The organism is Sphingobium sp. ba1, assembly GCF_000743655.1.
Classification (GTDB): domain Bacteria; phylum Pseudomonadota; class Alphaproteobacteria; order Sphingomonadales; family Sphingomonadaceae; genus Sphingobium.
Genome location: NZ_JPPQ01000069.1, coordinates 2,816,885 through 2,840,469 on the forward strand (window position 1 = coordinate 2,816,885; position 23,585 = coordinate 2,840,469).

Sequence of the window (23,585 nt, forward strand, 5' to 3'; positions counted from 1 at the left end):
CATTGTGCCGAAACGGAACATTTGGGGGACAAGGGTTTAGCATGGCTGTCAGCCGCACCGTGAAGCGCACGCCGGAATGGCGCGAAATGCTCAAGCGCAGCTTGCTTCGCAGCGGCGCACTGATCGGCGCGATCCTGCTGATGCTGGCGACGCTGTTCGTGGCGCTGGCGCTGCTCAGCTATACGCCCAGTGACCCGTCGATGAATACGGTGGCGGGTGATCATGTCGCCAACATCATGCAGGGGCCGGGCGCGTGGACCGCCGATTTCCTGCTCTGGCTGCTGGGCGTGCCGGTGGCGTTCATCCTGCCGCTGATGGCCATCACTGCCCGCCGGATGTGGGGCGACCAGGATATGCGCAGCTGGAAGGGGCAGTTCGGCAAATGCCTGTTCGGCATCGTCCTCATCGGCATTGCCCTGTCGCTGTTTCAGGATGATCCGCTGGTCGGCCTGCCCGCAGGCTGGGGCGGAGTGATCGGTCTTGTCACCGCCAAGGGCGTGGCCAGTCTCACGGCGCAGGCGCCCGCCGCTGCCCCCTGGATAACCGGCCTATTGGTGGTCATGACGCTGATCGCGGGCCTGATCGCCTGCTATCGCAGCCTGGCGCTGGAAAAGCCGATCATCGCGCTGCGCCGTCCATCGCTACCCAAATTGGCGCTACCCCGCCCCACTTTGGCGTTGCCCGGTATTAGCACCAGCAGCGACGTCGAACCGGAAGCGGACGGGGCCGAGCGCGTCATCGCGCCCCGCAAGCAGGTCTCGAACGAACCCAAGCCGCCGATCACGATCCAGAGTCCCAAGCCCGCCGCGCCGCAGCGGCAGATGGCGCCGATCTCGCAGGACGATCTGTTCGGCCATAGCTCGCTGCCCTCGCCCGACCTGCTCAATCCCATTCCCGTCAACCAGGGCGGCAAGATCGACAAGGCTGCGTTGGAGCGCAATGCGCGGCTACTCGAATCGGTGCTCGATGATTTCCATGTGAAGGGCAATATCGTCGAGGTCCGACCCGGCCCGGTCGTGACCATGTATGAACTGGAGCCGGCCCCCGGCATCAAGGCAAGCCGCGTCATCGCGCTGGCCGACGATATCGCCCGCAACATGTCGGCGTTGTCGGCGCGCGTCGCGACGATTCCGGGGCGCACGGTGATCGGCATCGAATTGCCCAATGCCCATCGCGAAGGCGTGTCCTTCCGCGAACTCATCACCAGCGAGCAATTTGGCGGCGAAGGCACGCTGCCCATCATCCTGGGCAAGAATATTTCGGGCGAGCCGATCATCGCCGACCTTGCCCCCATGCCGCATCTGCTGATCGCGGGCACCACCGGGTCGGGCAAGTCGGTCGGCCTCAACGCCATGATCCTGTCGCTGCTCTACCGCATGACGCCGGACCAGCTGCGCCTGATCATGATCGATCCCAAGATGCTGGAATTGTCGACCTATGACGATATTCCTCATCTGCTCTCGCCGGTCGTCACCGAACCGCAAAAGGCGATCCGCGCGCTCAAATGGGCGGTCGAGCAGATGGAGGACCGCTATCGCATGATGGCGTCGATTTCCGTCCGTAACCTCGCCAATTATAATGAGAAGGTCCGCGCCGCCAAGGCCAAGGGTAAGCCGCTCGGTCGCCGCGTCCAAACCGGCTACGACCCCGAAAATGGCAAGCCCATCTATGAGGAAGAGCAGCTCGATTTCCAGCCGCTCCCGCAAATCGTGGTGGTCGTTGACGAACTCGCCGACCTGATGATGACGGCGGGCAAGGAAGTCGAATTCCTGATCCAGCGCCTGGCGCAAAAGGCGCGCGCAGCCGGTATCCACCTGATCCTTGCGACCCAGCGTCCCTCGGTCGACGTCATCACCGGCGTCATCAAGGCGAACCTGCCGACCCGGATCAGCTTCTTCGTAACGTCCAAGATCGACAGTCGCACCATTTTGGGCGAGCAGGGTGCCGAACAGCTGCTGGGCAAGGGCGACATGCTCTACATGCACGGCGGCAAGGGCCTGACCCGCGTCCATGGTCCCTTCGTTTCGGACGATGAAGTCCGCGTCGTCGCCGACCATTGGCGCGCGCAGGGCCAGCCCGACTATATCCAGGCGGTGACCGAAGAACCCGAAGAAGGCAGCTTCGCCCTCGACGGCGTGGACCTGGGCGATGACAGCCCCGACGCGCAACTGTTCCGCAAGGCGTGCCAGCTCGTGTTCGAGAATCAGAAGGCTTCGACCAGCTGGCTGCAACGCCAGCTCCGCGTAGGCTATAACAGCGCTGCGCGCCTCATTGAGAAGATGGAAGAGGAAGGCCTGGTCGGCCCGCCCAACCATGTCGGCCGCCGCGAGGTGCTGCGCGACGAAAATGGCAATCCGCTATAACGGTTCGACTCGCAACAGAGTCGGTTCATCGCAATATGATGCAGCGCAGGAGTCGGTGGCCGCAAAAAATGGTATATTTTGAGCAAGGGGATGAATCATGAGCCATAGCCTTGCCGCTGAAGTCGATGCCAACTACGATTATTTCCTCCGCCACCTTGGGGAGTTTTTGACTCACCATTCAGGCCGTTATGCGGTGTTGAAGGACAAGAAGGTTGTCGATTTTTTCGACAAGCCGGGTGACGCTTATCAATTCGCACGCGACAGCATCGACGATGGTGTTTTTTCGATTCAGGAAGTCACGGATGAACCCATAGATCTGGGTTTTTTCTCTCATGTCTCAAATTAAATGGTTGCATGCTGGTCGCAGGATAACATTGCCGGTTCGCATATTGCGGGCTGATAACCCGTTCGACATCACGTCCATCGATGCGATTGCGCTTGTGGATACCGGTGCAACCGTCAGTGGAATAGACGAGCGGATTGCGGAAAAATTGGGGCTGGAACCGTTGGGGAAGCGCCCCCTTCAGTCAGCGCATGGGCTGGCGCATACCGAACGCTTTATGTTTCGTATCGGACTAATGCCCGATGACACTGAAGATGCGCGCTTACCATATATTTTTGACGCAAGTTTTGGTTTCGGCCTGCGTGGAAGTGAGCATTTCACCGCCTTGATTGGTATGGACATATTGCGGCAATGCGACTTTTCGATGGATCGGAATGGACATTGCCGCCTCGCCTTTGGCTGAACGGCGGGGAACGGCCGGGTTCACAGGTCGTTCAAGCCGCGCCGCCTAAACCGCATCCGTAACAACCGGAGTTTCTGTCTGATGAAGCGCATCTCTCTGGCGCTGGCCATTGCGCCAGTCGCCTTCGCCCTGCCGATCGCCGTGCCTGCTTTGGCACAGGCGAACCAGTCCGATCTCACCAAGGTCAACGCCTATATCCGTGCCGTGACGACGATGACGGCCGATTTCACCCAGACCGACCGCAACGGCCAGACTCTGACCGGGCAGTTGACGATCAAGCAGCCGGGCAAGATCCGCTTTCAATATCAAAAGGGCGTGCCTTTGTTGATCGTGGGCGATGGCAAGGCACTGACGATGATCGATTATGAAGTACGCCAGGTGCAGCGCTGGCCGATCGGCAATTCGCCGCTGGGTGCGCTGCTCGACCCGTCCAAGGATTTGTCCAAATTCGGCAAGGTTGTACCAACCGGCGACCCCAGCATATTGAGCGTCGAGGCGCGCGATCCCAAGCGCCCTGAGTTCGGCACGATCACGATGATCTTCAAGCGGGATGCGGGCAGCCCGGCAGGCCTGCAACTTTATGGCTGGGTCGCGCTCGATTCGCAGAATAACCGCACCGCCGTTCGGCTGACGAACCAGCGCTATGGTGTGACGGTCGCGGATTCGACCTTTCGCTGGACCGACCCGCGACCGCGCGGCCGCTCGGCCGGGGGCTGAACCGAGCGCTTGGTGCGGCAGATCGATCGCTTTTCAAAACCGTTCATCTGCCGCTCATATGGCGGTCGCTAATCATAAACCAACGGCGCGAAACGGCATCGGGATTTCCCCCCTGTTACCCGGTCCGCTCTCGCCGCGAAGCGCTTCAAGGGCGCGATCGAGACCCCCGTTCCATGCCCCCGGAGCGGGGGTCTTACTCTGTCTGGCGCTTGCGCGCGCCACCGCGGCCTTCTAGGGCAAACCCATGGCCGACACTCTCTCCATTTGCTCCTGGAACATCAACAGCGTCCGTGCGCGCATCGACATCGTCGAACAGCTGCTGCAGCAGGAAGCCCCCGACATTCTCTGCCTTCAGGAAACCAAGGTGGTGAACGAGATTTTCCCCACCGACATGTTCCGGCGCATGGGCTATGTCCATCAGGTGCTGAATGGTCAGCGGATGCATCATGGCGTGGCGATCATGAGCAAGGTGCCGATCCACGAAGATGACCGGTTCGACTGGCAGGCCAATGGCGAAGCGCGCCATGTGGGCGTGCGCCTCGACAATGGCGTACGGATCGAGAATGTCTATGTACCCGCCGGCGGCGACATCGCCGACCGCACGGTCAATCCCAAATTCGGGCAGAAGCTCGACTTTCTGGAGCGGATGATCGAATGGTCGAGCGCGCTGGACAATAAACCGACCATCCTGACCGGCGACTTCAACATCGCGCCGCTGGAAAGCGATGTGTGGAGCCATAAGCAGTTGCTCAACGTCGTCAGCCATACGCCCGTCGAATGCGAGATATTGGCGCGGTTGCAGGCGTCGAACGACTGGGTCGATATCGGCCGCCATTTCCATCCTGCGCCTGCGCGTCTCTATACCTGGTGGAGCTATCGCGCCAAGGATTGGGCGGAGTCGGATCGCGGACGTCGGCTCGACCATATGTGGATGACCCGCGACGTCGCGGACAAGGCGGTCAGCCATCGCGTGGTCGAACCCGCGCGCAGCTGGATCAAGCCGTCCGACCATATCCCCATCATCACCGACTTCGTCTTCTGATGCGCACGCGCGATGCTGCACGAGCGATCGACGCGCTGCGGCGCGGCTGGGCGATCAGGATTGCCGGGGCGGATGGTGCCATCCGTCTGATGGCGATCGAAGGGGCGGATGCGGTAACACTGGCCGCCTTCGATCCGCAGGCGCGCGCCGACATCCTGATCTCCGCCGCTCGTGCCGAAACGCTCAAGCTCGCGAACCAACTGGCCGCTGCCGATCCTGATCTGCCGGTATTGGTCGAGCGGGCGCCCTGGATCGACGCCGACGTCGCGACCGCGATTTCCGATCCGGTCCTGGACCTCGCGTCGCCGCTCAAGGGGCCATTCCGCGCCCGCCCACTCGCCGCGCCCCAGGCGGCAAAGGCGGCGCTGCGGCTCGCGCGCCTTGCCGGCATCCTGCCCGCCTATTTCCTGACCGAAGGGGATGAGGCCGTCGATGTCACGGTCCAGGCCGATGATATCGACGCCTATGACGATGCGATCCATCTCGCTGTCGCCACGCGCGCCCGGCTGCCGGTGTCGGCCAGCGAGACGGCCGAGATCATCGCCTTCCGTAGTCCCGACGAACCGCGCGAGCATGTCGCCTTGGTGGTGGGCAAGCGCGATGCCTCGCCGCCCGTCGTTCGCCTGCATAGCGAATGCCTGACCGGTGATGTGCTGGGCAGCCTCAAATGCGATTGTGGACCGCAACTGCATCAGGCGTTGCACCAGATCGCCGATGCGCCCTGGGGCGTGCTGCTCTATCTGCGGCAGGAGGGGCGGGGCATCGGCCTCGTCAACAAGTTGCGCGCCTATGCGATGCAGGATCAGGGGTTCGATACGGTCGATGCCAATGTGCGCCTCGGCTTTGCGATCGACGCACGCGATTTTTCCGTCGCGGCGCGCATGCTCGACCTGCTCGGCGTGGCGCAGGTGCGGCTTTTGACAAATAATCCCAACAAGGTGGCAGGGCTGGAAGCGGCGGGCATCGGCGTGATCGAGCGCTTGCCGATCATCCTGCCGACCAACCCGCATAATGAACGCTATCTCGCCACCAAGCGCGACCGGACCGGCCACCAGCTATGAGTCTGATCCGCGTCGATGGCGGCGCGGGCCGCCTGACCTTCGGCGCTATGGCCATGGATTGCACGATCGGCCGGGGCGGCACCTGTGCGGCGGCGGACAAGCGCGAAGGCGATGGCTGCACCCCGCTTGGCCTTTGGCCGATCCGTGGCGTCCTGCTGCGGCCCGGCAAGGTCGATGCCGTCGCTATCCAATTGCCCTGGCGCTGGATCAGACCTGGTGATGGGTGGTCGGACGATCCCGCTGACCCTGCCTATAATCGCCCGGTCCGCCTGCCGCGCGGCTTCTCGGCCGAAAGCCTGATCCGTGCCGACGATGCCTATGACATCATCGTCGTGCTGGGCCATAATGACGGGTCACCCGTGCAGGGGCAGGGCAGTGCGATCTTCTTCCATTTGTCCGAAGGACGCCCCACGGCGGGCTGTGTCGCCATCGAACGCAACGACATGCTCCGGCTATTACCGCTGCTCGCGCCGGGTGACAGGATGGAGATCGTCGCCTAAGCCCGCGCCAGCGCCTCGCCAACCTCGCCGCCAGCGCCCTCCAGCAATCGCCGCTCCAATGTCTGGAGCCGCGCCTTGCTCTCGATCTTGCCGCCGAACAGGTCGGTGACGTAGAATGTATCGACCGCGCGCTCGCCATAGGTGGCGACATGCGCGCTGTGGACGGTCACCTTCGACTGGAACAATCCATTGGCAAGGCTGAACAGCAGCGCGGGCCGATCGCGCGCATTGACCTCGATCACCGTGAAGCGATTCGACGCCTTATTGTCGATCAGCACATTGGGCTCGATGCGGAAGGCCTCGGCGCGGGTCCGGGTCAACGGGCGCGCGCTCAGCTTGGTGATCAACCGGTGGCGGTTCGACAGCGAATCCTCGATCGCGTTGCGGATGCGGGTCAGCTGATCGGGGCTGTGAAACGCGCCACCCATCGGGTCCTGCACCAGGAAATTGTCGATCGCCACGCCATCGCGCGTCGTGTGAATGCGCGCGTCGATGATGTTGCCGCCGGCCAGATGGATGGCGCCTGCAATGCGATAGAATAGCCCTGGATGATCGGCGGCATAGACGGTCACCAACGTCGCGCCACGCTGCGGATAATAATGCGCCGCGATCGACAGCGGCGCGTCGCCCGCCGCCAGCATATGTTCGGCATTATGGATCAAGATATCGTCGGGTTCGGCGATCCAGTAGGATTCAGGGAGTCGCTTGCTGAACGCCTCGAACGTCGCTTCGTCCATATGGAGCGCCTGGCGCAGCGTCTTCTGCTTGGCGGTCACCCGCTCGCTGCGGCCCTTCTGCTTATGGCCCAGGCGCAGCAGTTCCTCTGCCGAATCATAGAGATCGCCCAGCAACTGCCGCTTCCAGCTGTTCCAGACGCCGGGGCCGACCGCGCGAATGTCCACCACGGTCAGACATAGCAAGAGCCGCAACCGTTCGGGGCTTTGCACCACGTCGACGAAATCGACGATCGTCTTGTAGTCCGCCAGGTCGCGCTTGAACGCCGTTGCCGACATCAGCAGATGGTAGCGTACCAGCCAGGCGACCGTTTCGGTTTCCGCCGGGGTAAGGCCAAGCCGCGGGCAGAGCTGCTCGGCCACCTGCGCGCCCAATATGCTGTGGTCGCCGCCGCGCCCCTTGGCGATGTCATGCAACAGCACGGCGATGTAGAGCACCCGGCGCGAGAGCAATTTGCCCATCAGGTCGGTGGCCAGCGGATGATCCTGCGCCAGTTCCCCCTTCTCGATCCGCGACAGCAGGCCGACAGCGCGGATGGTATGCTCATCGACCGTATAATGATGATACATGTCGAACTGCATTTGCGCGACGACCCGGCGGAAGTCGGGCACGAAGCGGCCGAACACGGTCGATTCGTTCATCCAGCGCAGCACCGTTTCCGGGTCGCGCGGCGACGTCAGTACATCCATGAAGGCGGCGTTGGCACGCGGGTCTTTACGGATCTTGGCGTTGATCAGCCCCGCGTCCCGGCTCGCCGCACGCATCGCGGCGGGGTGGATGGACAAGCCATGGCGATCGGCCAGCGCGAAAATCTCCACCAGTCGCACCGGGTCGGCCTGAAAGAAATCATCGCTCGGCAGCGCCAGCCGCCCCCGGTCCAGCACGAAGCCGTCGAGCTTCTTGGGCCGCCGGAAGATGGCGGGAATATAGCGCCGCCCCTTCGGCCCCATCTGGTCATCCAGATGCGCCAGGAACACCGCGGTCAGGTCGCCGACGATCTTCGCGTTCAGGAAATAATAGCGCATAAACCGCTCGACCCCGGACTGGCCGTGCCGCCCGGTAAAGCGCATCCGCGTCGCCGTTTCGAGTTGTAGGTCAAAGGTCAGCCGGTCTTCTGCACGCCCGGTGATGGTGTGCAGGTGACAGCGCACCGCCCAGAGGAAATCCTCCGCCTTCTGGAACTGGCGCAATTCGATCTGGGTCAGCAGGCCGACATCGACCAGTTCGGCGACCGATCGCACCCGGTTCACATATTTGCCGATCCAGAACAGCGTATGCAGGTCGCGCAGGCCGCCCTTGCCTTCCTTCACATTGGGTTCGACGACATAGCGGCTGTCGCCCATTCGCTTGTGGCGCTCGTCGCGCTCGACCAGCTTTTCGGTGACGAAGGCGCGGGCATTGCCTTGCATCACCTCTGCATCGAAGCGAACCGAGGTCTCTTCATACAGCGCCCGGTCGCCCCAGACATAGCGCGCTTCCAGCAAGGCGGTGCGCACCGTCAGGTCGGCCTTGGCCATTCGCATCGTCTCGTCGATCGACCGGCTGCTATGCCCGACCTTCAGCCCCAGATCCCAGAGCGAATAAAGCATCGATTCGATCACCTGCTCGGTCCAGCCGGTGGGCTTCCAGGGGGTGATAAAGCCGATATCGACGTCGCTATGCGGCGCCATCTCGCCCCGCCCATAGCCGCCCACCGCGATCAGCGCGATTCGCTCGCCGGTGCTGCGATTGCCTGAGGGGTAAAGATGATGTGTCGTTGCGTCATAGAGCAGGCGCAGAATCTGGTCGATCAGGAAGGCAAAGGCGGTCACCGTTTCGCGCCCGCGCGTGGGGCGCTGCTCCAACCTTCGCGCGACTTCCACCCGCCCCTCTTCCAACGCCGCCTTGAGTTCGCCGACGATCAGCCCGCGCAACCGCATGGGATCGCCCTTGTGCTCGTGCGCAAGGGCGTTGATGCTGTCGGAAATCGCGCGCCGGTCGATGATCGCACGGCGCGATCCCAAAGCGGGGAACTGCATGACCATGCGCGTTCTCTAGTCGGGCGTCGCGTCGGCTGCCAGTTGTTTCAATCGATATATGTGATCGAGTGCCTCACGCGGGGACAGAGCATCCGCATCGATCGCGGCGATGGCCGCGCGCACCGGATCGGGCGCAGCCTCTTCCTGCGCAGCCGCCGCCGCGAATAGGGGCAGATCGTTCAGTCCCGCCGCGATACCGCCGGTCTTCGCCTTGCCCGCTTCCAGCCGCGCCAGCACATCCTTGGCGCGCTTGAGCACCGGCGCGGGCAGCCCCGCCAGCCGCGCGACGGCCAGGCCATAGCTGCGGTCGGCCGGTCCCTGTGCCAATTCGTGCAGCAGCACCAGATCGCCCTTCCACTCCCGCGCGCGGACATGATGGAGCGATAGGGCAGACAGGCTTTCGGCCAGCCGCGTCAGTTCATGATAATGGGTGGCAAACAGACAGCGGCAACGATTGACCTCATGCACCGCCTCTACCACCGCCCAGGCGAGCGCCAGCCCGTCATAGGTGGACGTGCCGCGCCCCACTTCATCGAGAATGACGAAACTGCGCGTCGTCGCCTGCGCCAGGATCGCGGCGGTCTCGACCATCTCGACCATGAAGGTCGATCGCCCCTTGGCCAGATTGTCCGACGCGCCCACCCGGCTGAACAGCCGATCGACCAATGTCAGCGTTGCTGATTGCGCCGGGACATAGGCACCCGCCTGCGCCAGGATGACGATCAGCGCATTTTGCCGCAGGAAGGTCGACTTGCCGCCCATATTGGGGCCAGTGACCAGCCACAGCCGGTCGTCGGCGACCAGGCAGCAATCATTGGCGACGAACGCCTGGCCGTCGTGGCGCAGCGCATCCTCCACGACCGGATGCCGCCCGCCGCTGATCGACAGGCAGGGGTTGGACCCGTCATCGGCGATCAGATGGGGCCGCTGCCAGCCGCCCTCTGCTGCCCGTTCGGCGAGCGCCGCTGCCACGTCGAGCCGGGCGAGCGCCTGGCCCGCCCGCGCGATGTCGGCCTTGCGGTCCAGCACGGCGGCGATCAACTCTTCGAGATGCGCGGCTTCGGCGACCAGCGCATGGGCCCCCGCCTGCGCCACGCGCCCGGCTTCCTCATGCAGATCGACCGAATTGAAGCGCACGACGCCGGCCAGCGTCTGGCGGTGGGTGAAGCCGCTGGTCGGCACCATCAGCGCATCGGCGGCACGGGCAGGCACCTCGACATGATAGCCCAGCACGCCATTATGGCGGATCTTGAGCGTGGCAATGCCCGTCTGCTCGCGATATTTCGCCTCCAGCGCTGCAATCGCGCGGCGGCCGTCGCCTGCCATCCGGCGCAGTTCGTCCAGCGCCGGATCATAGCCATCAGCGATATAGCCGCCGTTCGCCGTCTCGGTCGGCGGCGCGGGCACCAGCGCGCGCGACAGCGCATCGACCAGCGCGCCATGGCCATCGAGAGCGGGCAGCAGCCGCGCCAGCAACAGCGGCGGATCAGGCAGGTGCCCCAGCCGTTCGCGCAACAGCCGCGCTTCACCCAGACCGTCGCGCAATTGCCCCAGATCGCGGGGCGAGCCACGCCCGACCGCCACCCGCCCCAGCGCGCGGCCGATATCGGGCAACGCCCGCAGCGCCGCGCGCAACTGGTCGCGCAACCCAGCATCGTCGTGGAACAGCTGCACCAGCCCCAGCCGCGCTTCGATCCGGTCGAGATCCATCAGCGGCGCGGACAAATCCTGCCCCAGCAGTCGCGCGCCCGCGCCCGTCACGGTGCGATCGACCGCCCCCAGCAGGCTGCCAGCGCGTGCGCCGCTGGTGGTCGCGACGATCTCCAGACTCTCGCGCGTCGCCGCGTCGATCGCGACATGGCCGCCGCTCGTCTGGCGCAAAGGTGGAGCCAGGAAGGGCAGGGTGCCCTTGCCCGCATGGTCGAGATAGGCGATCAGCCCACCCATCGCCGCCAGCTCCGCGCGGCCGAACTGGCCGAATCCATCGAGCGTCGCGACCGCGAACAGCCGCTTGAGCGCCGCTTCGGCGCGCGTGCTGGAAAAGGCCGTGCGATCGAACATATGCATGTCGGGCAGGTCGAGCGACGATCCTTCCGCCACCACCGTTTCACTGGGGCGCAGGCGCGCGAGTTCGGCATGAAGGTCGGCGGCGCGGCATGTCATCGTCTCGAACCGGCCGGTCGAAATGTCGGCGGCGGCGATCCCGATCTCGCTGTCTCCGCCGACCTGCGCCAGCGCGACGAGCATATTGTCGCGCCGGGAATCAAGCAACGTCTCCTCGGTCAGCGTGCCCGCCGTCACATAGCGCACGATGTCGCGCGCCACGAGCGTCTTGCCGCCCCGCGCCTTAGCCTGTGCCGGGGTTTCGGTCTGCTCGGCGATGGCGACGCGATGGCCCGCCTTGATCAGCCGCGCGAGATAGCCCTCAGCGCTATGGACCGGTACCCCGCACATCGGGATAGGCGCGCCATCATGCTCGCCCCGGCTGGTCAGCGCGATGTCGAGCGTGGCCGCCGCCGCCTTGGCATCATCGAAGAAGAGTTCGAAGAAATCGCCCATGCGGTAGAAGAGCAGGCAATCCTGCGCCTGGGCCTTGAGCGTCAGATATTGCGCCATCATGGGCGTAAGGGGTGGGGACGTGTCGGGGGCGCTGCGCATCCCGCCCGGATAGCGGCAAGGCGGCGCGCAGGAAAGAGCGCGAAAAAGCGGCCTTCTCGCACTTGCCCCCAAGCATGGCTTGCCGCTAGGGCCAAGGCAACGGACAGAAGAGGCGGATAATCGATGACCGACAAGTCGAGTGTGGAATTTTCCGAGCGCGAGGCGCTGTTTTTCCATTCGACCGGTCGCCCCGGCAAGATCGAGATCATCGCGTCCAAACCGATGGCGACGCAGCGCGACCTCAGCCTCGCTTATTCCCCCGGCGTCGCGGTGCCGGTGCTGGCGATCGCAAAAGACCCGGCCCTCGCCTATGACTATACCGCCAAGGGCAATCTGGTTGCGGTCATCACCAATGGCACGGCGATCCTGGGCCTTGGCAATCTCGGCGCCCTGGCGTCCAAGCCGGTAATGGAAGGCAAGGCGGTCCTCTTCAAGCGCTTTGCCGATGTGGATTCCATCGATATCGAACTCAAGACCGAAGATGTCGATCGCTTCATCGACGCGGTCGAATTGATGGAGCCGACCTTCGGCGGCATCAACCTTGAAGACATCAAGGCACCCGAATGCTTCATCATCGAACAGACGCTCAAGGAGCGGATGAACATTCCGGTCTTCCATGACGACCAGCATGGCACCGCGATCATCGCGGCGGCGGGCGTTATCAATGCCGCGATGCTGACCGGTCGTGAACTCAAAGACCTCAAGGTCGTGGTCAATGGCGCGGGCGCGGCGTCGATCGCCTGTACTGAACTCATCAAAGCCTTGGGCGTCGCCGGTGACAATGTCATCATGTGCGACAGCAAGGGCGTGATCTATCAGGGCCGTACCGAGGGCATGAACCAGTGGAAGTCGGCCCATGCGGTCAAGACCGACGCGCGCACGCTCAAGGAAGCGATGAAGGGCGCGGACGTGTTCTTGGGGCTGTCGGTCAAGGGCGCGGTGACGCCGGACATGGTCAAGGATATGGGCGACAAGCCGATCATCTTCGCCATGGCCAACCCGGACCCCGAAATCACCCCGCCCGATGCCAAGTCGGTGCGCCCTGAAGCGATCGTGGCGACCGGCCGGTCGGATTATCCCAACCAGGTCAACAATGTCATCGGTTTCCCCTTCATCTTCCGCGGCGCGCTCGACGTGCGCGCGACGACGATCAACGAAGCGATGAAGGTCGCCGCCGCCCATGCCATCGCCGAGCTGGCGCGCGAGCAGGTGCCCGAAGAAGTGGCCAAGGCCTATGGCCGCTCGCACAGCTTCGGCCCCGACTATATCATCCCCGCCCCTTTCGATCCGCGCTTGATGGAAGTGGTGCCGTCCGCCGTCGCGCAGGCCGCGATGGACAGCGGCGTGGCGCAAAAGCCGATCACCGACATGGCGGCCTATCGCCAGTCGCTCAAGGCCCGCCTCAACCCGACCACCTCGGTCCTGACTACCGCCTATGAAGTCGCGAAGGCCAATCCCAAGCGCGTCGTCTTCGCCGAAGCGGAGGAGGAAGTGGTGCTGCGCGCCGCTATCCAGTTCCGCGACCTGGGCTATGGCGTGCCGGTGCTGGTGGGACGCGGCGACGTGGTGGACAAGCTCAAGGCGCTGGGTGTGCGTGACCCGGATAGCTTTGAACTGCACAATAGCGTCAATTCGCCGCTCGTCCCCGAAATGGTCGATCTGCTTTACGCCCGGCTCCAGCGGCGCGGCTATCTGCGCCGCGATTGCGAACGGATGGTCAACCGCGATCGCAACATCTTCGGCACGTTGCTGGTGAAGATGGGCGTGGCCGATGCCATGATCACCGGCATGACCCGCCCCTATGCGCAAACCCTGCGCGAGGTGAAGCGGGTGATGGACCCGGCCGCCGGTCGCACGCCGTTCGGCATCCATGTCATGGTGGCCAAGGACAAGACGGTTTTCCTGGCGGACACCACGGTCAATGAACGCCCCACGGCGAGCGAACTGGCCGACATTGCCGAGGGCACCGTCGCGGTCGCGCGGCGCATGGGCCACGACCCGCGCGTCGCCTTCCTCTCCTACTCCAATTTCGGCAACCCGCCCGGCGCTTTCCTCGAAAATGTGCGCGGCGCGGTGAAATTGCTCGACGAACGCAATGTCGATTTCGAATATGAAGGCGAAATGACCGCCGACGTGGCGCTCAATCCCGCTGTCATGAAAAACTATCCGTTCAGCCGCCTGTCCGGGCCCGCCAATGTGCTGGTGATGCCGGGCCTGCAATCGGCCAATATCTCGGCCAAGCTGTTGCGCGAACTGGGCGGGACATCGATGATCGGGCCGGTATTGGTCGGCATGGAAAAATCGGTCCAGATCGCGACGATGGCGTCCAACGCCTCCGAGTTGCTGACGCTTGCGGTGCTGGCGGCGGGCGGGATCGCGCTCTGACCGACGCAGTCTATGGAATAAGTTGCAGGAGCGAGCGGGCATGAGCGACATGGTGAGTTTCGACAGCGCCACTTTCCGGCGCGTGCTCGGCCATTATCCCACGGGCGTCTGCGTCGTGACGGCGATGGAAGCCAGCGGGGCACCGGTCGGCATGGTGGTAGGGTCTTTCACCTCGGTATCGCTCGATCCGCCACTGGTGGCCTTCTTCCCCGCCAAATCGTCGAGCAGCTGGCCCCGGATCGAGGCGGTCGGCAAATTCTGCGTCAATATTCTGGCCAGTGACCAGCAGCCGTTGTGCCGCCAGATTGCCGCGCCAGGGCCGGACAAATTCGCCGGCATCGTGCATCGCGTGTCCGCCAATGGCTCCCCGATCCTCGATGATGTCGTCGCCTGGATCGATTGCGCGCTCGATGCGGTGCATGAGGCGGGGGACCATTATATCGTGCTGGGCAAGGTCGTGGCGCTGGAAGTCGACAGGCCGGAGCGGCCACTGCTGTTCTTCCAGGGCAGCTATGGCGAATTTTCGCTGATTGCCTGACGGTCGGGCGGGATGCCTGCCGTCTGGTCGGGAAAGGGGCTGTTCTTTCCTTTTGCGGCGGCCCAGACATAAGCGGGACATATTACGGGTCCTTAACGCCTTCTTCCTATGCAGGTGCGTTGCCCTCTGACCGGACTGCCCATGACCGCGCTGCTCATCACCGTCGATACAGAGCTGTCCTCTTCGCTGCATCAGCGCGGGGTGAGCCTGACCGACAATGTCAGCCGCTCGATCTGGGCGGAAGCAAAGGGAGAGGGGCATGGTATTGGCTGGCAGATGGACATGCTGGAACGCCATGGCCTTAAAGGCGTCTTCTTCCTCGATCCCATGCCCGCGCTGGTGCATGGCGCAGATTTCCTCGCGCCCATTGTCAAGGCGATCAAGAGCCGGGGCCATGAAGTGCAGATGCATATCCATACCGAATGGCTCGCCTGGGCCAAGCAGTCGCCCATCGGCGGACGGCAGGGGCGTAATATCGGCGATTTCTCGCTGGATGATCAGATCACCCTGCTGAGTCTTGCCAAGATGCTGTTGGAGCGGGCGGGTGCGCCCTCCATCACAGCCTTTCGTGCCGGCAATTTCGGCGCGAACGACGATACGCTGCGGGCGCTGGCGGCGATCGGCGTCGCGTGGGACAGTAGCGTCAATCCCGCCTATCTGGGACGCGAATGCAGCATCACCGCCGATCCAGCCGATATCGGCGCGCAGCGGTTGCAGGGCGTGGCCGAACTGCCGGTATCGGGCATCCATGATCGGCCCGGCCATTTTCGCCCGGCGCAAATCTGCGCCATGTCGGCGGCGGAAATGCGCGCCGGGTTGCGCCATGCCGCGCGTGAGGGGCAGGACGCCTTCACCGTCGTCACCCATAGTTTCGAAATGCTCTCGCGGGATAGGCAGCGCCCCAATGCCATGGTCAAGGCGCGGTTCGTGGCGCTGTGCCGCGAAGCCGCGCGCATGCCGCAGGTGCGGGGGGTCGGCTTCCGCGACCTGTCCCCGGCGATGGCCGATAATTCGCTACCATCGCAAAGCCGTGTTTCGCCCAGCCGGATACGCACCGGGCTGCGACTCGCACAGCAAGCCTGGGCGACCTGGCGCTACGAACATCGACTGGTTCCTGCGTGAGCCGCTATCCCGTCGCGCTCGTCCTCGGTCTGGAAAATGCCATCGGCCTGACGGTCGTGCGCGAACTGGGCGAAAAGGGCGTCCCCGTCCATGGCATCGCCCGCGAAGCGGCGCCCGTGGCTGCCGCGTCGCGCCATTGTGCTGCTATGACGATGCGTCCCTCTGGACCGATGGCCGACTGGCTGCCCGATCTGATCGCCACCACGGGGGCAGGGGCGGTCTTGGCCATTTCCGAATCCGACCTGCTGGAGCTTTCGGCTCTGCCGCCGGTGATCGACGGCTGCCATATGCTGGTGCCCCGGCCGGAGCCGCTGGCCAAGGTGCTGGACAAGCTGCGCACGCTGGAGATCGCGGCTGAGGTCGGCCTGTGCATCCCGCAAACCTGGCAACCGCGCGCGGGCGAGGATTTTGCCGCCCGTGTCGCGGCCATGCACTATCCGCTGGTCGCCAAATGGGCCAATCCCCCCGAAATCATGCCCATTTTGGAGCGGGTGGGGCTGGAATGGCTCAAGACCGAGTATATCCGCACGCCCCAGGAATTGGCGGCCTTGCTCGACCGCTACGCCCCGGTCGGTCATTGGCCGCTGATCCAGCAATATTGCCGGGGCGTCGGCCTTGGCCAAATGCTCTATATGGACGATGGCGAAGCGACCTTGCGTTTCCAGCATCGCCGCCTGCACGAATGGCCGCCCGAAGGCGGCGTGTCCACGCTCTGCCGCGCCGAGCCGGCCAACGCACATGCGGCGCAGATGCTGCTATCGGAAGCCCTGTTGCGCGCGCTCGATTGGCAGGGCCAAGCGATGGTCGAATATCGTTATGAAGCCGAAAGCGGCCGATATTGGCTGATGGAAGTCAATGGCCGCTTCTGGGGCAGCCTGCCGCTGGCGCGCCATTGCGGCGCGTTGTTCGCCTGGGAAGCCTATCGCCGCACCGTCCTTGGCCAAACCGATGTTGCGCCGACACCCCGTGACACGCTCCGCGCCCGCTATATGGTGCCCGAAACCAAGCGGCTTGCGCGCGTGTTGCTGTCGCCATCGCGGATCAGCGATCCCTTCTTCCAGCGTCGCCCACTGGCGGACCTGACCGCCTATCTGCTGACCTTCTTCGATCCGCGTGCGCGCTATTATGTGTTCAGCCTGTCCGATCCGCGCCCCTGGCTGCGCGACATGGCGCAGATGTTCAGGAAAGCCGTGTGCCGGGGAAAGCCCTGACCAGCGCGCCCACGGCCTGTTCGATCCGGGCAAGGCATTGCGCCATATAGCGGTCATCAAGCATATAGGGGTCATGCAGATGCGGTAGCATCGGCCGGGTCCATCGACCCAGCAACATGCGGGGCAGGGCCTCCAGCCGCGGATCGGCGGCCAAACGGTGCAATTGCCGCACCTCCATCGCCAGCAACAGGTCGCCGGATTCCGGCATATAATCGGCCAGATCGATGGCGCGATGCGTGCGCATGTCATGCCCCAACATGCTCGCCGCCGCGATGGCAGGACCATGCGCCTCGCGCCCGGTCGTTGTCGACAGACCAAAGGACGCGCTATTCAGCCCCGCGCCCCGCGCCACCACATCGGCAAAGGCGCTGCGACAGATATTTCCCTGGCATACGAACACCAATCGCCGCACCTGCGCAGGGTCGGGTGCAACGCTGGCGGATCGGCCAAGCGCCAATTGCGGATAGGATAAGGCAAGCCGCACTAGCCCGCGGAAAGTGCCGAACCGCGACCGGATCATGATGGAACAGCCTTGCAGCAAAAAATTGGCGGAGACGCCGGGATTCGAACCCGGGGAGCCCCATTCAGGGCTCGACGGTTTAGCAAACCGCTGGTTTCAGCCACTCACCCACGTCTCCGCACGAATTGTCTGCCGGGTAGGCGGACAATGGCTGGGGAGGGGCTATAGCGATGGCCTTCCTGCATGGCAACGGGTCTGTCACAGCTATTTTGCAGGCTCGGTCGCCATGGCTATTCGTTCCGGCGCAGAATCGACTCAGATTGGCGTTCGTTCATTGGCCTTTCAGCTTGAAAGCCGATAACCGGGGAAATGATTGAGCGCAGATTTTTCGGGGAGCAACGGGCATGAACAGCAAAATGGGGCAAATGGCCGCCCGTGTTGCGCGAGCAGGCACATGGGTCGTGGCGCTTGCCGGACTGGCGCTGACGCCCGTCGCGACGCAGGCGCAGGTCCGCACGATCGATCCCAATACGGCCATCGATGCCGATCTCGCGCCGCCGCCGCCCGCCAATAGCCAACCGACCGCGCCGGGCGTCGATTCCAGCGTCTATGATGGCCCACCGGCGATCGAAGATCCGGCGACGGCAACCGGCGCACCGGTAACTGCCAATTCACCGCCCGCCGCGCCCGATCCCACCATTTCCTACCAGGAAGACGATTTGATCGGCGCGGCCGAGGGCGTGTTCGGCAAAGGCGCTGAAGGACTGGCTGGCCTGATCGAGAAGGTGTTGAAGGACCAAGGGCGCCCCAACGCCTATATCGCCGGGCGCGAGGCATCGGGCGCGTTCGTCGTCGGTCTGCGTTATGGATCGGGCACATTGAACCATAAGGTCGAAGGCAAGCGCGAAGTCTATTGGACCGGCCCGTCGATCGGTTTCGACGTCGGCGGCAATGCGTCCAACACCTTCGTCCTCGTCTACAACCTCTATGACACGCAGGATCTCTATCACCGCTTCCCCGCCGCCGAAGGCACGGCCTATCTGGTGGGCGGCTTCACCGCCAGCTATCTGCGCTGGGGCAATGTGGTGCTGATCCCCATCCGGCTGGGCGTCGGCTATCGCTTGGGCGTCAATGCGGGCTATATGAAGTTCAGCGAAAAGCGGAACTGGCTGCCCTTCTAACCCGGTCTATAACGACAGGGCGAGTTGTTCGCCCTGCTCGACCGCTTCCTCCGCCTCCAGATTATGCACGCCCAGGCCCAGCAACCGCGCACCCATGCGCAGGGGCAATTGCGCCAGCAGCAATTCGCGCGCGGTCTGCGCCAGCAGGTCCGGCGATCGCACTGGCGCGGTGAAGCTGCGCGACCGAGTGATGATGCGGAAATCGGCGAACTTCACCTTCAGCACCACCGTCCGGCCCCAGGCCTGCGCCTTTTCGATCCGGGCCCATAGGCTGGCGGCGATCCGGTCTATCTCCGTAACCAACGCAGCCCGATCGGTCAGGTCGTCGGAAAATGTGTCCTCCACGCTGACGGATTTACGCCCTTCACGCTCGCGCACGGGCCGGTCATCCTCGCCCCGCGCCGCGCGATAATAATAGTCCGCCGAACTGCCGAAATGGGCCTGGAGAAAGCGCAGGTCGCGCGCGCGCAGGTCCGCCCCCGTCTCGATCCCCAATTCATGCATCCGCCGCGCGGTCACTGGCCCAATGCCGTGGATGCGCCGTACCGGCATCGCCGCGATGAAGGCCGCGCCTTCACTCGGCCGCACCACACACACGCCATCGGGCTTGTTCTGGTCCGATGCCAGTTTGGCGATCAGCTTGTTGTAGGACACGCCGGCCGAGGCGGTGAGGCCCGTTTCGGCGCGGATCAAATGCCGTATCTCTTCGGCCACCTGCGTTGCCGAGGCGATGCCCGGCTTGTTCACCGTCACGTCGAGATAGGCTTCATCCAGCGACAGCGGCTGGACGATGTCGGTATAGCGACTGAAAATTTCGCGAATATGGGTGGATGCCGCGCGATAGGCATCGAACCGGGGCGGGACGAAGATCAGACCAGGACAGAGCCGCCGCGCCCGCGCGCCGGGCATGGCCGATTTGACCCCGAATGTGCGCGCTTCATAGCTGGCCGTCGCCACCACGCCGCGCGGACCACCCCCGCCCACGGCGATCGGCTGGCCGCGAAGCGCAGGGTCGTCGCGCTGTTCCACCGACGCATAGAAAGCATCCATGTCGATATGGATGATCTTGCGCAGCGGTGGCGGCACGGGGTCCATGGCCCAATTCTATGGCATAATCAGAACAAAAGAGAAACAAAATTGCGCTGTGCTTATGACTTGTTCTTGAGCGCCAGCAGGGCCGCGAAGGGACCGGTCTGATCCTCGTTCAACACGCCGACCTCTTTGAGATAGGCGTCGGCATCGGGCGAGCGGGGATAGGGAGCCATGACCAACGCCATGGTTTCGGCCACGGCCTCGCCCATGTCGATGATCTGGCCGTCATAGCCGATCGTGTCGCAATCCTCGACATCCAGTTCCAGTTCGTCGCTGTCGATCACGTCGGTCCCTTCGACGATGAAGCGCAGCAGGAAATCGCTGTCGATCTGCTCCGGCACGGGCAGGCCGGTCGCGACGCAGGGCTGCGACAGCGTGGCGCGTATCCGGCCCCGCGCGACGATCGCGCCATTGTCCTCGCTAAGTCCGTAATCGGCTTCCAGCCGGTCAAGCGCAATCAGGCCGAAACGGCGCATCAAGGCCATGCGCTCGTCGGTCTTGGCCGCGATATGCACGCTGCCCGCGAGCCGACCGATTTGATCGACCTTGATCGGGCGCGAAAATTCAGGCGTGGGGACAGGGCTCATCCGATATCTCCCGCCAGCAAGGCATCGCGCGACAGGCCACCCAGCCGCGTCCAGTGCGCCCGCAGCGCGCCTTCGACATGGGTTAGCGCGATGTTCGACACAACTTCGCCGCGATACAGGTTGCGCACCAATGCCTCGCGCAAATCCGCTTCGCCCGCCAGCGCCGTGCGATAGGCGCTGATCCGCCCGCCAAGCGCGCTCATCATCCGTCCGACATGTTTGCCGACCACGACATCGCCAATCCCTTCCTGGCGCAACTGCCCATCCATATCGTCGACGAAGACTTCGGTCAGCCAGACGCTTTCTTGCGTCGCACCCTGTTCCTGCAACCGAACCAGCACCTGGCTCAAAATCGCGACGATCATGTCGAACCGGCCGTCCAGCGTGTCGGGTACGGCACCGTCCAGATACCAGTAGGGCTGGCGGCCTTCCGCGACGATGGCATGATAGAGCGGCATCAGACTGTCCTTGGGGTCGGTGCGCCCGAACAGTCTTTGCAGGAAGGAAGGGGAGGCGGTGGACATGCGGCAACGTCTTTTCATGGTGGATGGGCGGGCGGCGCGCGTTGCCCCATATTTCGCGCCCCTTGCCGGGGGCGGCGCATTTCCATATTGATCGCTGCGTCGCCCAATGCAATGGCGGCGTCATGTTTCTTGGGTTCGCGGGTCCGCCCCCGCAGGAGAAGTCGATGCGTCCGTTCAGCCGTCATTCCGCACAGGGGCGCATCCTGCTCGCCATAGGCCTTGGCGCGCTCGTGCTGGGCGCGTCGGGTTGCACCCGCGTTCGCACGCATCAGGGCTATCAGGTCGACAAGCTGCTGGTGGATTCGGTCCAGCCGGGCATCGACAATCGCGCCTCGGTCGAAGGCACGCTGGGCCGCCCGACCTTCACCTCGCAGTTCGGCGAGCAGGAATGGTATTATATTTCGCGCAGCATGCGCGCGCTGGCCTTCTCTAACCCCAAGCCCGTCGAACAGACCGTGCTGCGCGTCCGCTTCGATGCCGCCGGCAATGTCGCGGCGGTCGATCGCATGGGGCTGGAACAGGTCGCCAATATTTCGCCCTCGGGTGACAAGACCCCGACGCTCGGCCGCAACCGCAGCCTGTTCGACGAGATTTTCGGCAATATCGGTGCCGTCGGTGCCGGTGGCATGGGTGGTACCGGTGCAGGCGGTGGCGGCCCCGGCCCTAACGGCAGCTAAACCCTAGCCGCGCTGACCATCTAGCGGCTCTGGCGCCCGACTGGACAAGACACTATTGGCCTCTACGCAGCTTCCGATCGACGGATCGGGAGAATGATGTCGCTTTAGGGTTGCCTACCGGCATAGGAATGGGGAAGACGGTCATCATCATCGGATAGGCCTGCCATCCTCGTACCCGCATGGGTGTCGACCCGGAGAAGAATTTGTTTTTGGTCCTGCTTTGCCTCCTGCCATTCGTCGGCACCTTGCTGCTGTCGATCATGGGTGGGGCAGGCCGCAACGCACAGGCCGCGATAGCCGTCCTCCCCGCCATCGCCGGACTTGCCCTGCTGGGATGGTTCGCGCCGCTCGTGCTGAACGGCGGGGTGGCGCAATGGCATATGGCTTGGGTGCCGACATTGGGATTGGAACTCAGCCTGCGCCTCGACGCGCTGGGCTTGTTGTTTGCGGGCCTGATCCTGGGCATCGGCCTGCTCATCATCCTCTATGCGCGCTTCTATCTGTCCGCCAAGGACGCGATGGGCCGGTTCCTGGCGATGCTGCTGCTGTTTCAGGGGGCCATGCTGGGCATCGCTCTGTCGGGCAACATCTTGCTGTTGCTCATCTTCTGGGAACTGACCAGCCTGTCCTCCTTCCTGCTGATCGGCTTCCGCAGCGACACGGCTGAGGGGCGGCAGGGCGCGCGCATGGCGTTGGCGGTGACGGGCGGCGGTGGCCTCGCGCTCATTGGCGGTCTGCTATTGCTTGGCACGATCGCGGGATCGTTCGAACTGGCCGACATATTGGCGAGCGGCGACATCATCCGAGCGTCTGCGCTCTATCCCGTGGCGCTGATCCTGATCCTGCTGGGCTGCTTCACCAAGTCGGCGCAGTTCCCGTTTCACTTCTGGCTGCCCCACGCCATGGCTGCCCCGACGCCGGTCAGCGCCTATCTGCATAGCGCGACCATGGTGAAGGCGGGGGTGTTCCTGCTCGCGCGCTTCTGGCCGGTGCTGTCGGGGACCGACCTGTGGTTCTATCTGGTGACGACGACGGGGTTGGTCACGATGATCCTCGGTGCGGCCGTCGCCCTGTTCCGTCATGATCTCAAAGCGATCCTCGCTTATTCCACCATCAGCCATCTTGGCCTGCTGACCATGTTGTTCGGCTTCGGCACGCCGGTCGCCGCGATGGTCGGCGTTTTCCATCTGCTCAACCATGCCGTCTTCAAGGCCGCCTTGTTCATGAACGCGGGGATCGTCGATCATGAAACGGGCACGCGCGACATTCGCCTGCTGGGCGGGCTGGCGACGCTGATGCCGATCACCGCGACGCTGGGCATCGTCGCGTCCGCCTCCATGGCGGGCCTGCCCCCGTTTGCCGGTTTCCTGTCGAAGGAAATGATGCTGGAGGAAGCCGGGCATACCCTATGGGCAGGGCAGTCGTGGATCGTGCCGCTCGCCGCCGTGATCGGAGCCACGCTGTCGGTGGCCTATTCGCTACGCTATATTGTCCATCTCTATTTCGGGCCTCGCCCGGCGTCCTATCCTGCCCAGCCGCATGATCCGCCGTTCGGTCTATGGGCACCGTCCGCCTTGCTTGTCGTGCTGACCATCCTGGTCGGCCTGTTCCCGCAGACATTGACGGTGGGCCTCGTCACGCCCGCCGCCGCCATCGTCACCGGCGGCACCGCGCCGCCGTTCAAGCCCGCCCTCTGGCATGGCGTCACCCCCGCACTGGTGATGAGCATCGTGGCGGTCGCGGTCGGGGCGTTGATGCTGTGGCTTCATGGCCCCTTACTGCGGGCCTGGGACGCTCTGCGCCTGCCCGATGCCAAGCGGATGTTTGACCGGGCGCTGGAATGGCTGGTCGATCGGGCCAGCGACATGACGCGCGCCATCCACAATGGCTCGCTCCAACGGCAACTCAGCCTGCTGTTCCTGGTCGCGATCCTGGTCGGCGCGCTGGGCGTGTGGACCGGCGGCTACA

20 protein-coding genes and 1 tRNA gene are annotated in these 23,585 nt (G+C 64.0%); 14 read left to right on the plus strand and 7 right to left on the minus strand.

All coding sequences use genetic code 11. The features are described 5' to 3' along the window. Window positions 1-41 precede the first annotated feature (41 nt). The 7 genes from IL54_RS16855 to IL54_RS16885 all read left to right on the plus strand — a co-directional run bounded on the left by IL54_RS16855 (window position 42) and on the right by IL54_RS16885 (window position 6,429). Window positions 42-2,363, plus strand: coding sequence for a DNA translocase FtsK (locus IL54_RS16855; protein WP_037479018.1), 2,322 nt, complete (start codon window positions 42-44; stop codon window positions 2,361-2,363). A 97-nt stretch (window positions 2,364-2,460) separates the two neighbouring features. Then, window positions 2,461-2,709 carry a hypothetical protein gene (locus tag IL54_RS16860; protein WP_037477117.1) on the plus strand — a complete coding sequence of 83 codons (249 nt, stop codon included), beginning with the start codon at window positions 2,461-2,463 and terminating at the stop codon, window positions 2,707-2,709. Continuing rightward, on the plus strand, window positions 2,696-3,109 hold the full coding sequence (locus tag IL54_RS16865; protein ID WP_156106245.1) for a retropepsin-like aspartic protease: 414 nt from the start codon (window positions 2,696-2,698) through the stop codon (window positions 3,107-3,109). Before IL54_RS16860 ends, IL54_RS16865 begins: the two co-directional genes overlap by 14 nt. An 81-nt stretch (window positions 3,110-3,190) precedes the next feature. Next, window positions 3,191-3,826, plus strand: coding sequence for a LolA family protein (locus IL54_RS16870; RefSeq protein WP_037477122.1), 636 nt, complete (start codon window positions 3,191-3,193; stop codon window positions 3,824-3,826). 244 nt (window positions 3,827-4,070) lie between these two features. Then, window positions 4,071-4,868 carry an exodeoxyribonuclease III gene (gene xth, locus IL54_RS16875; protein ID WP_037477125.1) on the plus strand — a complete coding sequence of 266 codons (798 nt, stop codon included), beginning with the start codon at window positions 4,071-4,073 and terminating at the stop codon, window positions 4,866-4,868. Next, window positions 4,868-5,929 (plus strand): GTP cyclohydrolase II, encoded by a 1,062-nt coding sequence (ribA, locus tag IL54_RS16880; protein ID WP_037477128.1) that lies wholly within the window; start codon window positions 4,868-4,870, stop codon window positions 5,927-5,929. The genes xth and ribA overlap by 1 nt, the downstream gene beginning before the upstream one ends. Then, on the plus strand, window positions 5,926-6,429 hold the full coding sequence (locus IL54_RS16885; protein ID WP_037477130.1) for a L,D-transpeptidase family protein: 504 nt from the start codon (window positions 5,926-5,928) through the stop codon (window positions 6,427-6,429). The genes ribA and IL54_RS16885 overlap by 4 nt, the downstream gene beginning before the upstream one ends. Here IL54_RS16885 and IL54_RS16890 read toward each other — a convergent pair. After that, window positions 6,426-9,188 (minus strand): [protein-PII] uridylyltransferase, encoded by a 2,763-nt coding sequence (locus IL54_RS16890; protein ID WP_037477133.1) that lies wholly within the window; start codon window positions 9,186-9,188, stop codon window positions 6,426-6,428. The genes IL54_RS16885 and IL54_RS16890 overlap by 4 nt on opposite strands. Before the next feature lie 9 nt (window positions 9,189-9,197). Continuing rightward, the gene (mutS, locus tag IL54_RS16895) at window positions 9,198-11,840 is read right to left on the minus strand and encodes a DNA mismatch repair protein MutS (RefSeq protein WP_037477136.1); all 2,643 of its coding nucleotides are present in this window, start codon (window positions 11,838-11,840) and stop codon (window positions 9,198-9,200) included. A 123-nt stretch (window positions 11,841-11,963) separates the two neighbouring features. Between mutS and IL54_RS16900 the strand changes: the two genes are divergently transcribed. The 4 genes from IL54_RS16900 to IL54_RS16915 all read left to right on the plus strand — a co-directional run bounded on the left by IL54_RS16900 (window position 11,964) and on the right by IL54_RS16915 (window position 17,096). Continuing rightward, window positions 11,964-14,225 (plus strand): NADP-dependent malic enzyme, encoded by a 2,262-nt coding sequence (locus tag IL54_RS16900; protein WP_037477139.1) that lies wholly within the window; start codon window positions 11,964-11,966, stop codon window positions 14,223-14,225. A gap of 40 nt (window positions 14,226-14,265) precedes the next feature. Next, window positions 14,266-14,763: a flavin reductase family protein gene (locus IL54_RS16905; RefSeq protein ID WP_037477142.1), complete on the plus strand. Its 498-nt coding sequence runs from the start codon at window positions 14,266-14,268 to the stop codon at window positions 14,761-14,763. 141 nt (window positions 14,764-14,904) lie between these two features. Next, window positions 14,905-15,885, plus strand: a complete 981-nt coding sequence (locus IL54_RS16910; RefSeq protein WP_037479020.1) for a polysaccharide deacetylase family protein — start codon at window positions 14,905-14,907, stop codon at window positions 15,883-15,885. After that, window positions 15,882-17,096 carry a carboxylate--amine ligase gene (locus IL54_RS16915; protein WP_037477145.1) on the plus strand — a complete coding sequence of 405 codons (1,215 nt, stop codon included), beginning with the start codon at window positions 15,882-15,884 and terminating at the stop codon, window positions 17,094-17,096. The genes IL54_RS16910 and IL54_RS16915 overlap by 4 nt, the downstream gene beginning before the upstream one ends. Here the strand turns inward: IL54_RS16915 and IL54_RS16920 are convergent. Further along, window positions 17,065-17,616, minus strand: a complete 552-nt coding sequence (locus IL54_RS16920) for an arsenate reductase/protein-tyrosine-phosphatase family protein (RefSeq protein WP_037479024.1) — start codon at window positions 17,614-17,616, stop codon at window positions 17,065-17,067. The genes IL54_RS16915 and IL54_RS16920 overlap by 32 nt on opposite strands. Before the next feature lie 26 nt (window positions 17,617-17,642). Next, window positions 17,643-17,734: transfer RNA gene (locus IL54_RS16925), tRNA-Ser, on the minus strand. Window positions 17,735-17,960: 226 nt separating this feature from the next. On the opposite strand from IL54_RS16925, the gene IL54_RS16930 reads away from it, so the two are divergent. Next, on the plus strand, window positions 17,961-18,737 hold the full coding sequence (locus IL54_RS16930; RefSeq protein WP_037477148.1) for a DUF1134 domain-containing protein: 777 nt from the start codon (window positions 17,961-17,963) through the stop codon (window positions 18,735-18,737). Between the two features lie 6 nt (window positions 18,738-18,743). Here the strand turns inward: IL54_RS16930 and dinB are convergent, their stop codons facing one another. Genes dinB through IL54_RS16945 form a run of 3 tightly spaced genes read right to left on the minus strand, consistent with a single transcriptional unit; the run spans window position 18,744 to window position 20,940 of the window. Then, window positions 18,744-19,832, minus strand: a complete 1,089-nt coding sequence (gene dinB / locus IL54_RS16935) for a DNA polymerase IV (protein WP_037477150.1) — start codon at window positions 19,830-19,832, stop codon at window positions 18,744-18,746. 53 nt (window positions 19,833-19,885) lie between these two features. After that, window positions 19,886-20,416, minus strand: a complete 531-nt coding sequence (locus IL54_RS16940; RefSeq protein ID WP_037477152.1) for a DUF177 domain-containing protein — start codon at window positions 20,414-20,416, stop codon at window positions 19,886-19,888. Beyond that, entirely contained in the window at window positions 20,413-20,940 is a 528-nt protein-coding gene (locus IL54_RS16945; protein ID WP_037477153.1) for a ubiquinol-cytochrome C chaperone family protein, read from the minus strand. The genes IL54_RS16940 and IL54_RS16945 overlap by 4 nt, the downstream gene beginning before the upstream one ends. 164 nt (window positions 20,941-21,104) lie before the next feature. Between IL54_RS16945 and IL54_RS16950 the strand changes: the two genes are divergently transcribed. Next, window positions 21,105-21,617 (plus strand): outer membrane protein assembly factor BamE, encoded by a 513-nt coding sequence (locus IL54_RS16950; protein WP_037479027.1) that lies wholly within the window; start codon window positions 21,105-21,107, stop codon window positions 21,615-21,617. Window positions 21,618-21,826: 209 nt separating this feature from the next. Continuing rightward, the coding region (locus IL54_RS16955; protein ID WP_272945517.1) for a proton-conducting transporter transmembrane domain-containing protein at window positions 21,827-23,585 on the plus strand (1,759 nt) is incomplete at its 3' end.